This is a genomic window from Vibrio cortegadensis, from assembly GCF_024347395.1.
GTDB classification, from domain to species: domain Bacteria; phylum Pseudomonadota; class Gammaproteobacteria; order Enterobacterales; family Vibrionaceae; genus Vibrio; species Vibrio cortegadensis.
The window spans coordinates 1,321,852-1,335,589 of the sequence record NZ_AP025473.1; the positions used below are offsets into that span (position 1 = coordinate 1,321,852).

Genomic DNA, 13,738 nt, shown 5'->3' on the forward strand with positions numbered 1-13,738 from the left:
TTTTTAATTGCTAAAGTTCTCAATTGCTATAGCTGTTAGTTACCATCGCTCTTAGTTAACATGGCTCTTAGTTAACATCGCTCTTAGTTAACATGGCTCTTAGTTACTGAGCCCTTTAATATAGATTTAGCCAGCACATGATTGTGCTGGCTACAACGGTTATCTATTTATTTGCAAAAATGCTATCAGCAAGCTCTTCAACTGCCTGCTCATATTCGGATAAGTCGATGCCTATTTCGATTGCATCCAAGAGCTCCAAGCTCTCTTCATTGGTTGTTTGGTCACTCATTATTGACCTCCATTTCTTGTACACAAAATAGATGGGCTGTTAGTTCAGTGTGTGAAATCATCTTAAGACGACAAACCCATCGTTTATTTTTAAAAGCCACCGTGCCTTTATATCTACCTTATATGACAGTTTGCTAACGATCTAAAGATAATTCTCAAACTAATATGAACAACATCATAAGTAAACGTTTGCTTATGACTGTACTACCGTGCCACATAATGACTGTAAACAAAAAATTACATCAAGGAAATAATAATGTACAAAAGTGATTGCTTTGCACTTAATTATTCTTCAAAATGCGATAAAAGCAGTAGATACGACACACAAGAATGGCCAATCGCCAAATAAAAGTATCTACAACATCTTGAAATGTAAAATTAAGAATACACTCATGACATCAAAAATCTTTGGCAGTACTTTAATCATTGCTGGAACCACCATTGGTGCTGGTATGCTAGCTCTACCACTAGCATCAGCAGGCATCGGGTTTGGAACATCCCTCATCATAATGCTTTTTCTTTGGGGGCTAATGGCTTTCACAGCACTATTAATGCTAGAAGTCCATCAATACGCAGGTAGTGATGCAACTCTCCATACCCTCGCAAAACAGATTTTGGGTACGAAAGGAAAGTTTATTGCTAGCTTTTCCATGCTGTTCCTTTTCTACTCTCTCTGTGCGGCCTACATTGCGGGTGGAGGCGCTCAATTTACAGAACGTTTAAACAGCCTAGATATGGGTGTCGTGAACCAAACCTCAGGAACCCTATTATTTACTCTGCTTGTCGCAATGGTCGTGACTGTCGGAACAAGTACTGTAGATAAGGTAAACCGCGTACTATTTACATTAAAATTAGTCGCCATGGTGTTCGTACTCACCTTTCTTGCGCCAAATGTCACTGAGTCTTACCTTCTGAGTATGCCTATGCAGCAAGGTTTAGTTGTAGCGGCAATCCCAGTGATTTTTACCTCATTTGGTTTCCACGGCAGTATTCCAGCTATTGTGAAGTACTTGGGCGGTGAAACAAAAGCATTGAAGAAAGCGATCGTGATTGGCTCTGCTCTACCGCTGGTTATTTACATTTTATGGCAAATCGTCACACTGGGTGTGATCAGCCAGTCCGTATTAGTCAACAATTCAGGCCTAAGTGCGTTACTAAACACGCTTTCACAAACTGTACATAATTCCAACTTAGCGAACATTGTTGGGGTTTTTGCGGATCTTGCGCTAGTAACTTCGTTTCTAGGTGTGAGCCTAGGCCTATTCGAATACATGGGTGATACGCTTAACAAACAACAAGGTACGAAAAATCGAGTTCAGTCTGCTCTTATTACTTTTGTTCCGCCACTATGCTTCGCTCTCTTTTACCCGCAAGGGTTTATTATGGCACTTGGGTACGCTGCCATAGCCCTTGCTATACTTGCTGTATTGTTACCTGCAGTCATGGCTCATACTGTAAGAAAAAATGGCAATAATGATCAATTTTACCAAGTTAAAGGCGGTAATCTTTCATTAGTTTTTAGTGGCATTTGTGGCTGTGTTATCATTGGAGCTCAATTGTTAATAAGTTTTGGCATTCTAAGCCCGCTTGGTTAACTAGATTGAATTCACACTTAACTTTTGATGACTTAGATCACACTTATTAAAAGTCACTTACTGTGGGTTTCACAAGAAAGTGCGATAGAGCACATTAAAATGTGCTCTATTTCGTAAGAATGGCTCAATATAATTTTGCTGCGGAGCATTTATGAAGGAAGTACAATTTAGGACGATTGATCGCCTATTTATAAAGATGTCAATTAATGACAAGATGTGGGTGATATTTGCACTCTTTTTAGTAGCGTTGACCGCAACCGCTGGGGCTCGTTATTTCAATAGTATTGATCAAATTGAATCACAATCTATCACTGCTGCCGAATACAAACTGCAAGGAATGCTATCTAATTCAGATCTAGATGTTCTTTCCGCCTCTTCTTTACGTAAAAGTAACGGTGTGCAATCAACTCAATATACAAATGGTGTGGTTACCGTTAGTGCTACTCATTCTTCAGGTCAAGCATTTACCCTTACAGAAAATGTAAAACAACTTGAAGGCGATAAAAAACAACAGGCCTTAACTTCATTTTTCCTAACTTACCTTTGGGCTGTTCCTTTTGGTATTTTTGTATACTGGGTTGCGACTTTCCTAGGTGGTGCTTTGTGGGTTCTATTTAGTACTACAGAAAAAATTGGGGCGGGTGATCTTACTTCACGCTTAGGCTTCCACCCTGGACGTGATGAGTTTGGCACTATCGGTTGCGCATTAGATAAATCGATGGATACGCTAACAGAACTTGTGGTTAGCGTTAAAGAGAGTGCTGAAACACTTAGCAATACTTCATCTTCGTTTGAAGGCGAAATGAAGCAGAGCGAAGCACAAATCACCAATCAATATGCGTCTTTAGATTCAGTTGCAACGGCAATGGAACAGATGACAGCCTCAGCTCAGGAAGTCTCTAACATCGCTCAACAAGCGACAGGACAAACCGATCAGGATGCTAAACATGTTGCTTCAAGTCACCAGCGTGTTCAGCAAGCAATTAATGAAATTGGCCAGTTGTCTCAATATATCGAGCAAGCGTCAAATTCAGTAGCAACCTTGAATGAAAACACGACTCAAATAAACGAAGTTATCACAACCATTAATGCGATTTCTGAACAAACCAACCTACTCGCATTAAACGCAGCCATTGAGGCAGCGCGTGCAGGCGAACAAGGTCGTGGTTTTGCTGTCGTGGCAGATGAAGTAAGAACTTTAGCGAGTCGTACTCAAGCAGCGACTGTCGAAATTCAAGCGATGATCGAGAAATTACAATCAGAAAGCCAAAATATTGCCAATATCACTCAGCAAACAGTTAGCCAAGCACATACAAGCAGCGACTTAATTTCTGATATTGGAAGTGATGTGAGTTCAATTGCGAATTCAGCAACCACCTTAATGGATATGAGTATTCAAATCTCTACATCTGCTGAAGAGCAGAGCGCAGTTGCGAATGATATTGCAGCAGAGTTAAGTGATATCCGAACTCAATCCAATACCCTTAAATCTGTTGCTGAACAATCTTCGGCTGGTATTTCGAACCTTACAGAAGCATCGAATTCACTCGGAGAAGTACTGAAACGTTACCGCACGGTTTAATCCGATCTAACGTTTGTGCCCATTACTAATAAAGCGCTCAGTGAGCGCTTTATTTTTATCTATTCATCTTCAGAATGTACTTCACATCGAGCAAGCAGTTAGACGAAGTTTACGTCTATGGACAACTTTGGGTACTTTCAACAACCTCAATAACAGCATTATTTCATTCCAATAACCAGTACTTGAATCGCGTCTCATTTTTTACACATAAATAAGTTTTTGTATGCTCAAAAGTTAGACAAAAGGAGTAATCTTAATTGATAAGGATTTTCCTTACTTTTGCTGCCAGGGATCCAATATGATAAAAATAAAACCAGAACTAAACAATGACGTTGTATGCCCGCTCTGCCACCATGACGAGTACCTACTATCAGAAAGTGGTGAAAAGTTTACATGTGGATCGTGTGGTTTTCATACCAAACAATTCAAATCTATTATCAAAAACAACCATCACCATTTTCAGCATCAACGCCAACACACATATGTATATCTATCTAACAGTGTGTATCACTAATCCAACTCTCAATTTCACCTAAGTGATGGATGTGTGTGACACTTGGCAAATCAACTTTTGTTGCAGACATTCCATTACATAGCTGGATTGTTTTCACTCCGGCATCAACACCTGCTTGCACGCCTTTTTTTGTGTCATCAACGTACAGACATTCTGATGGTAAGAAACCCATACTCATCGCAGAATACATAATTAAGTCAGGTTCTGGCTTCCAACTATTGGTATCAAACGCTGAAAATATTTTCCCATCAAAACTATCTAGTAGACCCGTTAAAGAGAGTGAATATTGCACTTTATCTTTTGGTCCATTTGATGCCACGCAAAACTCAATTTGATTTTTTTCTAAAAATTGAATAAGTGATCTAGCGCCATTCATTGGCTTCAACTCGGCTTGAAATAAGAGGCTAACTTGCTCTCGATACATTGGTTCTAAAACATCTAATGAAATATTTAAACCAACACGAGCATTAGTTTCAGATAATATATCTGCCAATTTTCCACCCTGAAAATGCTCGATACTTTCATGAAGAGTTAACTCTGCCCCAAATGAAGTAAATACATTCACTAGTGCTTGGCAACAGAGCTTTTCACTATCGATTAGCGTTCCATCACAATCGAAAATGACACACTTTATTGAACTTGGCATTGCTCTCTTAGTCATAACTTGCCCTATATTTCGAACATTAAGTTATATACTATTTCATTCATTGGCATGATTCTGTGCATAGCTAACAGATTTATCTTGAGACCAAGTTTTGCTTTACAAAATAGAATATTGGTCACTGTATTGAGCAATAAATTGATCGTTCAGGTGAAATATTGACGAAAATACTAACATCAAATAAATATTCTATACTGCGTTTACGATTTTCGAGTTACCGTCTGGGTAGGTATTTCGAATTTTGACGAACTCCTCGATGTTTTCGAGCAACAAAGTGGTCAAATCAGGATCAAACTGCAACCCCTGTTCAGCTTCAAACCATGCAACGACTCTCTCGATAGGCCAAGCATCTTTGTAGCAACGTTGACTTAGAAGTGCATCAAAAACATCGGCAATCGCAGTGATACGAGCAAAGATATGAATATTTGTCCCGGACTTTTGTTGAGGATATCCATTACCATCCCACCTTTCATGATGCTCATTGGCAATAATGGCAGCTAAGTTCGTTAAGTCACCATTACTCGTCTTCAGCAGATTGAAGCCTACCGTGGTATGTTGCTGCATGATCTTCCACTCGCTCGCTGTCAATTTGCCTGGCTTGTCTAAAATAGCTTCAGGTACGGCAATTTTTCCAACATCGTGCATAGGACTAATGATTTCGATAATCTCAATTTCACGATGGCTCAAACCTTTCAGCTTGGCCAACAGAGCAGACAAAATTGCCACACGCTTAACATGATTGCCCGTTTCACCAGAACGAGTTTCAATCGCTTCGCCTAGAACATGGATCATCTCTTTTTGTACGCCAACGGTACGTTTTTGAAGAGAGAGAATTTTTGAGTTCTTCTTTGCCAGTTCACGCTTTTGTCTCAGCATGACAGATTGTGTAATGATAACTAGAAACAAAGAAATAATAATAATCCCAGCACCTAAAAGTAATCTGAAATTATCTTCAAGAAATGATTTTGGCTTATTTAAAATGACAACGGATTTAGGCAATAGATCCTGTTCTATCCCGAACTTAATCATAACCTCATAATCAAATGTGGGAAGGTTGACATTAGGGAAGCGAAGAGCTTTAGTAAAGTTCATAGGAATATACTGATCAAGAGCTTGAACCGCTTCTACACCCATATTTTCGGAATGGTTCACGTACCCCCCCAAAATACCGTTATCAATATAGAAATCCCAAAAGACAAAAACTGGGGCAGCACTTTTCTTACCAATCACAGATGAGATATTCTCATAAGTATGGTAGATGCCTTTATCTAATTCTGTATTAAAATGCGTTAATATCACTGCATCATCAGGCGACACTGTTGACAGTAAATCCCCTGCAGCATTCAACGTTTGATCTCTCACCTCGACGAGATTGACGTCTGGTAGATTAGATATAATCGGTAAAGCCTTATTTCTAATTAACTCCGAGGTCGTACTTCTGTCCGATAAATAATAAATATTCTTTATATCTTTTCTGAGTTTTATTATTTCAGATATATTTCCTTCGACATTATCTCGCTCATAAAGAGTTGCAGTATAATCAGAGACGGAATCTAATCGTGCTGATAAGTCATTTATGCCTACAGCAATAATTGGAATCGTTCTATTGGGGATGATATTCGTTTTATTTAATAAACGAACAGCATTATCATCAGTTGCGATTACTGCATCGAATGGGTATGCATTGTATTTAACTCTAAAGTAACGCTCTAATTCTTGATAGTAATCATTGGTGTTAATTCTTTTCGTATCAAGATATTCAACTGATACTTTGACAGGTGTTGATGCTAAAGACAGAGCTTTATCGATCCCATTTTGCAAATCACGAGTCCACTGATAGGAAGGATCATATGAGTGAATGATAAGGATCCGCTTGAAGGGATGCTCAACAGTTTTGGCTGCTTCTAAAAGTTGATTCACTTCATTAGCTTGAAGGAACATAGAAAATGCACTGAAAAAAGCCAACAAACTCATTTTCAATACAAATGACATTTTTTGAAGTACCACTTTAGAGGGAGAACTTTAATGATACTTCAAACATTACAATTGTTACTAGCCTTTACTGCTTCTCTACCCACACTTCACAATCATTAGTGTGACTTTGTTTCCAATAACGCCAAAGCTGGTAAGTAAATTTCTCGATGTCATCTTCATTATCATTGTGCCATGCTAAATCTGATATGAGACATTCAATATCATCACAACTAACCATTGCCGCAGCCACAGGCTCACCGGACTTAAAGCCAACATACAGTTCATGATCAGAAGATAGAATAATCTGAGTAAGAAATTCAATAATATTGGATTGGTCGCGATCCAATTTCCATTTCTTAGACTGGATTATAGAAAACATAATCGTCAGCCGATGAAAATCAACCAAGTAGATCTCATCAACCACATCATCCCCATGGCTAAGCATGGTATCGAGCTCTTGATAATGTTTAGTTTCTAAGCTTTTTACATACAGATCTCTACCCAACAAGCTTTCTGATGTTGGAAAGTCCACATCGACTTGCCCAAGTAACCAGTGGTTTTTCTTTTCTACGATGTTTGGCGTGGTTTTATTCATTCTTTTAATTACCAATAATTGTTTAAATTGCTGCAATTTAACGAAAGAAAAAGCCGTATTACCCCCAGATATCACAGCTTTTCGGTATGCATAAATTTGATTTTGGGGCTGAGCTACACGCAGAAAGAGCACAAAGACTCATAATTATAACTAACACTTTTATCTTCATCGTTTTGTACCTTATCTACATTGCATCTACGCTCAGTGGCAACACCATAGCAGGTTTTTATCTCTAAAACTGGACTAGACTCAACTGTTGAGGTTAAGGCTTTCAATTTTTTGGTTAATGTAAATCGACGACCTCCAATGTGGTAAGATATATTAATCTAGTTCAAATCTAAGGATTTATGATGAAGAAAATTCTATTCGCTCTTGGCCTTTCTGTTTTTTTGGTTGGCTGCTCTGACAACGAAGTGGGTGACGTATCTCTCGGCCTCTTCACAATGAAAGACATCAAAATAGAAAATCTCAAAGATGATATCGTGACAGGCGTAACTTGCCATATTGCCTCTATCGAAGCTGATTTTAGCCTCGCTGACCCGAGTGACAGCTCAATATCTTGCCGTCAAACAGGTGACATTACCCCTGATATGATCGCGCAAATTGATAAAAGTAAATCCGGCGAAGTTGTCTTCAAAAAATCGAAAAGTATCTTTTTCAAATCGATGAAAGTAAGACGTATCTATGATGCTGATAACCAAACTTTACTTTACTTGTCTTATACAACGAAAGAAACAGACGGTAGTTTCAAACACAGCCTTTCGACTGTCCCACTTTGGGGAACGAAGGCTTATACTGAACCAACTGTGGCTTCAAATGTTCAATAGCTTGTTTTTATGATCTCTCTTGCGGTTGGTTGTAAGATAACCAACCGCATCTATATGTAATAAAAATGAAAGTACTTTTGCCCTTTTGTGATATGATCCAGAAAATTTTCTAAGCCCCCTTTATTCATCATGAAGTTTCCCGGTCAGCGTAAATCTAAGCATTATTTCCCAACACACACTCGTGATCCACTTGTCAATCAGATGAAACAAGCTCCAAAATTGTATCGCCCGATTATTGTTGGTGTTGGTCAAACCATTGTCGATATTGAAGCTCGTGTAGATGATGAGTTCCTTGCTAAGTACGAATTGAGTAAAGGACATTCTTTGGTCTTAGAAGAGAGCAAAGCGGATGCTTTATACGATGAGCTCGTTGAACGCGGTCTTATTACACATCAGTACCCTGGTGATACAATTGGTAATACACTGCACAACTACTCAGTACTCGCAGATAGCAAGTCCGTTCTACTTGGGGTTATGTCGCGTAATATCGAAGTCGGTTCTTTTGCCTACCGTTATCTTTGCCGCACATCGTCACGCATGAACCTCAATAATCTTCAAACCGTTGAAGGTTCAATTGGTCGTTGCTATACATTGATCTCTCAAGATGGCGAACGAACATTCGCAATCAATGAAGGTGAAATGAATCAACTTCGCCCAGATAGTATTCCTGAAGATGTATTCGAAAAAGCATCTGCATTGGTTGTATCTTCATACCTAATGCGTGGTAAGCCTGAAGACCCAATGCCACAAGCTGTTGCTCGTGCTATTGAACTCGCGAAAAGCCAGAATGTACCTGTTGTTCTAACTCTTGGAACTAAATGGGTTATTGAAGGTAACGCAGAGTGGTGGCAAGAGTACATCAAAGAAAACATTTCAATCATTGCGATGAATGAAGAAGAAGGTGAAGCCCTCACTGGTGAGAAAGATCCTCTTCTTGCAGCAGACAAAGCTCTTGATTGGGTTGATTTGGTTCTTTGTACTTCTGGCCCTGTAGGGCTTTATATGGCTGGCTATATTGAGGATTCAGTTAAGCGCGAAACCGAACTTGCTTTGCTGCCGGGTAATATACCTGAGTTCAATAAATATGAATTCAGCCGTGCTATGCGTAAACAAGAATGTCAGACGCCAGTAAAAGTTTACTCGCATATCGGCCCATATTTAGGTGGCCCGCTTGAAATCAAAAATACCAATGGTGCGGGTGATGCTGCGCTGTCTGCTCTTCTTCATGATATGGCGGCAAATAGCCATCACTGCATGAACGTTCCTAATTCATCAAAGCATGATCAGCCTTACCTGACCTACTCTTCGCTCTCTCAAATTTGTAAATACGCAAACCGCGTAAGCTATGAAGTGTTAACACAACACTCACCTCGCTTAGCTCGTGCATTACCAGAGCGTGAAGATAGCTTGGAAGAGGTTTACTGGGACAGGTAATACTGATTCAAATCAAACTTCTTTTATCTATGTAAATGAAGGCCACATAACGTGGCCTTTATTATTGTTACACGAAAAATATATGGTACAACCATCTCATATTGATCTAAGGCAGAAAGTCTATTGTTTTATTTCTGATAGTGTAGAACTCTAGAATTTTCTCTTTACATAATACAATATAGCCGTATCATGCCGACGCAAACGATTACGCAACTTGAGTAAGTGAGAATAAGGGGCATTTATGCTATCTGATATTGATATCTGTCGAGCAACAAAATTAGCGAACATTGAAGCGATCGCCACTAAAGCGGGGCTTCTCCAGTCTGAATTCCAATCTCATGGCCCTTACAAAGCAAAAGTCTCATTACAAACCATCAAACGATTAGAAGACAATCCTAATGGCAAATTAGTCTTAGTCACTGCGATAACGCCAACCCCTCTTGGCGAAGGTAAAACAGTCACGACGATCGGCTTGTCTCAGGGCTTAGCCCAAATTGGAAAATCTGTTATGGCCTGCATTCGTCAGCCATCTATGGGACCAGTTTTTGGCGTTAAAGGCGGTGCCGCTGGCGGTGGATTATCTCAAGTAGCACCGATGGAAGAGTTAAATTTACACCTCACTGGTGATATTCATTCTGTAACCGCGGCCCACAACCTTGCAGCTGCAGCAATCGATGCTCGTATTTACCATGAACAACGTGAAGGCTACCAAGCATTTGAACAACGTTCAGGACTGAAAGCATTAAAGATTGATTCGAATAATGTCTGCTGGAAGCGTGTTGTCGACCATAATGATCGTGCTTTACGTATAATTACCGTTGGTCAGAATGAACCTGGAAAAACGATTAACGGCTATCAACGCGAAGATGGATTCGACATTTCGGCCGCATCTGAACTCATGGCTATCTTAGCTCTTGCTGCGGATTTGAAAGATCTACGCCATCGTATTGGTAATATTGTTATGGCGTATGATTTAGAGGGCTTACCTATTACCGCTGAAGATTTGCAAGTCGCGGGAGCAATGGCAGTAACAATGCGGGATGCCATCGAGCCAACACTGATGCAAACACTCGAAGGCGTACCAACGCTAATCCATTCAGGGCCATTTGCGAATATTGCTCACGGTAACTCTTCTATTATTGCTGATAATATCGCTCTAAAACTCGCCGATTACACTGTTACAGAAGGCGGATTCGGTTCTGACATGGGATTTGAAAAAGCGTGTAATATCAAAGCACTAACATCAAAAATCTCTCCTGATTGTGCAGTCATCGTCGCAACATTACGTGGCTTGAAAGCGAATTCGGGTCTTTACGATCTCCGCCCTGGCGCGGCACTTCCTGAATCGTTATTTCGCCCTGACCAAAATGCACTAGAAGCAGGATTTGAAAACCTAAAATGGCATATTAACAACGTCAATCGTTATGGTATTCCTGCTGTCGTCGCCATTAACCGCTTCCCTCAAGACTCTGACGAAGAACTAAATGTTTTGAAAGAGATGATTGAGTCATTAGATGGGCAAGTTTCTGTCGCGATCAGTGAAGCATTTGAGAAAGGCGGAAATGGTGCAATTGAACTCGCAAATGCCGTCACAATCGCGTGCGAAAATGAGAAAAGCTTCAATTCGTTATATACACTAGAACAATCTATTGAAGAGAAGTTAATGGCGGTTTGCAAAATTGGCTATGGTGCAACAAGTGTCGAGTTTTCAGAGCTTACCAAGAAACAACTGCATCAGTTGACTGTACAAGGGTTTGACAAATTAGCGGTTTGCTTAGCAAAAACACCATTATCTATATCCACTGATCCTTCAGTAAAAGGTGCTCCTAATGATTTTACCGTTCATATTAGAGAGTTAAAATTATGCTCAGGTGCTGGGTTTATTTACGCTTTGTGTGGCAATGTAATGACAATGCCAGGTTTACCTGACAAGCCAGCGTTCATGGCTTTAGATCTTGATGATGAAGGTAATATTACAGGCTTAAGTTAAGCCATTTCAGTTATCACTAGTCATGCACGAAAGCTCCAGCAGTCAACTCGGCTCTGGGGCTTTTCTGTTTTGGTTCCTACTTTTATTGAAGCAAATTTCGTCCATTTACAGTGTAAAAACCAATAATACGGATTCGAGAAGAATACTAGTGCCCACACTCCATTCATAAATCCACACAATCTGACACATTTACTCAAATATATGCGTACAACATCACATGAATAGCTCGCAAAACAATGTACCATATATCATTACTATGGTGAGGTGAAAGCGTTGACATTTATATCAAAAGCAATCTATCAATTTATATTAATATTTATTGCATTAAGTATTGTGCCAGCTATTTATGTCGTAAAAGAGTATGACAACATTTATACAAAACACGCGCATGAAATAAATAAAACTAGCTTTAATCAACTTGAAACCATCTCAAATGACTTCAGTAAACTAATTAAAAGGCTCCATGCATCCACAAAAAACATGGCTACCTCTACTGTCTTGCTTCAAGCACTACAAGAACCGAACTCTACAAATATAAAAGTGCTTCATGATGTTTGGGCACTTATCGCTGATGGGCAAGGTTATTTTTCAAAACTCCGCTTCATTAACAGTGATGGTATGGAAGTTTTGCGCGTTAATTATGATTCATCAGGGTCATTCCCTGTTGACGAACGCCACCTCCAGAATCAATCTAACCGTGAATTTTTTCAGTACGCAACGGGTTTGTCAGCTAACCAAGTAGGCATTTACTCCATTGATTTAGAAATGGAAAATAATACATTTTCTCAACCATTATCCCCTACTCTACGCTTTATCGTACCAATCACAGTTAAAGGTGATCGCTTGGGGTACTTCGTTGCTAACCTTAATCTCAATATCGTATCGACAACCCTTCATGCTCACCACCTTACAAATCGATACACTACCATTATCAATGGCGATGGTTACACTCTCCTTGGTGGCAAAAAAAGCACTGCATATGGACATTTAATTTCAGAAAGAGAAGGGGAAACTCTCAAAGTCACTCAACCTGAGTTGTGGTCCTTAATTCAATCAAATGAAAGCGGCAATTACTTTAACGGAAAACAGTGGACGACCTATTCTAAGATTTATTGTCCGTTTGATTTCTCTGACGACTCTCTTTATATGCTAGTGACCCATAAAAATGACGATTTTGTCTCAGCTTATAAGAACAATATCGAGGATTTTAAGTGGCAAGTCGCGGCTTTACTCTTTATTTTGGTTTTCATATCCATATCCTTTACCGTGTGGAATATAACCCACAAGAAAAACTGTCTTGACAGTAAAATAGCCAAGGCGGCAATGAATGGAATGTCCGCAGTCATCATTACTGACAAAAATAATCGTATAATTACTGTTAATCAAGAATTTACGAGAGTAAGTGGCTACACGTTAGATGAAGTAAAAGGTAAGAGCCCGTCACTGTTTAGCTCAGGGAATCACAACCAAGAGTTCTTTATTAATATGTGGCGTCATTTACAGACCGATGGTCAGTGGCAAGGAGAAGTCATCAATAAGCGTAAAGATGGAACCTTGATAACGGAGATTTTAAGAATTCAGGCCATTACAGGCAAAAACAATGTCATTAAATTTTATGTCGCCTCATTTGTCGATATTACAGAACGTAAAGAGTTAGAAAATAGATTAAGAACCTTAAGCGAAAAAGATCCACTTGCGGGGTGCTGGAACAGAAGAAAATTTGATCTCGAATTAAAAAATGAGTGTGCACGGGTGGTTCGTTATCCTCAACAGGCGAAGTCTTGTCTTGGCATCATTGATATTGACCATTTCAAACGAGTGAATGACAAACTCGGACATGATGAAGGTGATAAGGTGATTAAAGTTGTAACAGAAATCCTTCAAAAAGAGTGTCGCGAAACTGATTTTATCGCTCGAATTGGCGGTGAAGAATTCGGTGTAATTATGCCCCACACAACCACTTCAGAAGCAGAGATCGTTATGAACCGTTTACGTGTTGCGGTATTTCTACATTTTGAAGAAAAAATCACTATTAGCGGCGGGGTCACTGACATAATCGAGAGCTCAGAGCGCACCTATAAATGCGCTGACATTGCTCTTTATGATGCCAAATCTTCTGGTCGAAACAAAATTGCTCTGTTTTCTAGTAGTGAGTTTGATCAAATCGCTTAATCAAGTTCTCCACCATATACAAGCCACATCCATCTCATATAAAAATGAAGCACCGCGATATTAATCGAGGCGCTTCATCTACGTTTCGTTGAATGTTTCAAGTAAA

Annotated in this window: 10 protein-coding genes; 6 read left to right on the forward strand and 4 right to left on the reverse strand. The window is 39.5% G+C overall.

What is annotated here, in order from left to right; all coding sequences use genetic code 11:
- Positions 1 to 163: 163 nt before the first annotated feature.
- Positions 164 to 289 (reverse strand): hypothetical protein, encoded by a 126-nt coding sequence (locus OCV39_RS19905; protein ID WP_017053126.1) that lies wholly within the window; start codon positions 287 to 289, stop codon positions 164 to 166.
- 391 nt (positions 290 to 680) lie between these two features.
- Here OCV39_RS19905 and OCV39_RS19910 point away from each other — a divergent pair, with 391 nt between their 5' ends.
- Complete coding sequence (locus OCV39_RS19910) at positions 681 to 1,883, forward strand: aromatic amino acid transport family protein (protein ID WP_017053127.1); 1,203 nt, start codon at positions 681 to 683, stop codon at positions 1,881 to 1,883.
- Positions 1,884 to 2,034: 151 nt separating this feature from the next.
- On the forward strand, positions 2,035 to 3,465 hold the full coding sequence (locus OCV39_RS19915; protein WP_261889806.1) for a methyl-accepting chemotaxis protein: 1,431 nt from the start codon (positions 2,035 to 2,037) through the stop codon (positions 3,463 to 3,465).
- 494 nt (positions 3,466 to 3,959) lie between these two features.
- On the opposite strand, the gene OCV39_RS19920 is transcribed toward OCV39_RS19915, so the two are convergent.
- From OCV39_RS19920 to OCV39_RS19930, 3 genes are all read right to left on the reverse strand, one after another.
- Positions 3,960 to 4,640, reverse strand: coding sequence for an HAD-IA family hydrolase (locus OCV39_RS19920; protein WP_253825333.1), 681 nt, complete (start codon positions 4,638 to 4,640; stop codon positions 3,960 to 3,962).
- A gap of 189 nt (positions 4,641 to 4,829) precedes the next feature.
- A complete protein-coding gene (locus tag OCV39_RS19925; RefSeq protein WP_261889807.1) occupies positions 4,830 to 6,632 on the reverse strand; it encodes an HD domain-containing phosphohydrolase in 1,803 nt (600 codons plus the stop codon).
- Positions 6,633 to 6,699: 67 nt separating this feature from the next.
- A complete protein-coding gene (locus tag OCV39_RS19930) occupies positions 6,700 to 7,209 on the reverse strand; it encodes a hypothetical protein (protein WP_029203432.1) in 510 nt (169 codons plus the stop codon).
- Between the two features lie 350 nt (positions 7,210 to 7,559).
- Between OCV39_RS19930 and OCV39_RS19935 the strand changes: the two genes are divergently transcribed.
- The 4 genes from OCV39_RS19935 (at position 7,560) to OCV39_RS19950 (ending at position 13,632) form a co-directional block, all read left to right on the forward strand.
- Positions 7,560 to 8,036 carry a CreA family protein gene (locus tag OCV39_RS19935; protein ID WP_136995734.1) on the forward strand — a complete coding sequence of 159 codons (477 nt, stop codon included), beginning with the start codon at positions 7,560 to 7,562 and terminating at the stop codon, positions 8,034 to 8,036.
- Between the two features lie 129 nt (positions 8,037 to 8,165).
- Positions 8,166 to 9,470 carry an inosine/guanosine kinase gene (locus tag OCV39_RS19940; protein WP_261889808.1) on the forward strand — a complete coding sequence of 435 codons (1,305 nt, stop codon included), beginning with the start codon at positions 8,166 to 8,168 and terminating at the stop codon, positions 9,468 to 9,470.
- 241 nt (positions 9,471 to 9,711) lie between these two features.
- A complete protein-coding gene (locus tag OCV39_RS19945) occupies positions 9,712 to 11,460 on the forward strand; it encodes a formate--tetrahydrofolate ligase (RefSeq protein WP_261889809.1) in 1,749 nt (582 codons plus the stop codon).
- Between the two features lie 264 nt (positions 11,461 to 11,724).
- On the forward strand, positions 11,725 to 13,632 hold the full coding sequence (locus OCV39_RS19950) for a sensor domain-containing diguanylate cyclase (RefSeq protein ID WP_261889810.1): 1,908 nt from the start codon (positions 11,725 to 11,727) through the stop codon (positions 13,630 to 13,632).
- The last annotated feature ends 106 nt before the right edge of the window (positions 13,633 to 13,738 follow it).

Coding starts and splice junctions, on each gene's coding strand:
- OCV39_RS19920 (WP_253825333.1), bottom strand. CDS start 4,640: ATGACTAAGAGAGCAATGCCAAGTTCAATAAAGTGTGTCATTTTCGAT.
- OCV39_RS19930 (WP_029203432.1), bottom strand. CDS start 7,209: ATGAATAAAACCACGCCAAACATCGTAGAAAAGAAAAACCACTGGTTA.
- OCV39_RS19910 (WP_017053127.1), top strand. CDS start 681: ATGACATCAAAAATCTTTGGCAGTACTTTAATCATTGCTGGAACCACC.
- OCV39_RS19915 (WP_261889806.1), top strand. CDS start 2,035: ATGAAGGAAGTACAATTTAGGACGATTGATCGCCTATTTATAAAGATG.
- OCV39_RS19940 (WP_261889808.1), top strand. CDS start 8,166: ATGAAGTTTCCCGGTCAGCGTAAATCTAAGCATTATTTCCCAACACAC.
- OCV39_RS19945 (WP_261889809.1), top strand. CDS start 9,712: ATGCTATCTGATATTGATATCTGTCGAGCAACAAAATTAGCGAACATT.
- OCV39_RS19935 (WP_136995734.1), top strand. CDS start 7,560: ATGAAGAAAATTCTATTCGCTCTTGGCCTTTCTGTTTTTTTGGTTGGC.
- OCV39_RS19925 (WP_261889807.1), bottom strand. CDS start 6,632: ATGTCATTTGTATTGAAAATGAGTTTGTTGGCTTTTTTCAGTGCATTT.
- OCV39_RS19905 (WP_017053126.1), bottom strand. CDS start 289: ATGAGTGACCAAACAACCAATGAAGAGAGCTTGGAGCTCTTGGATGCA.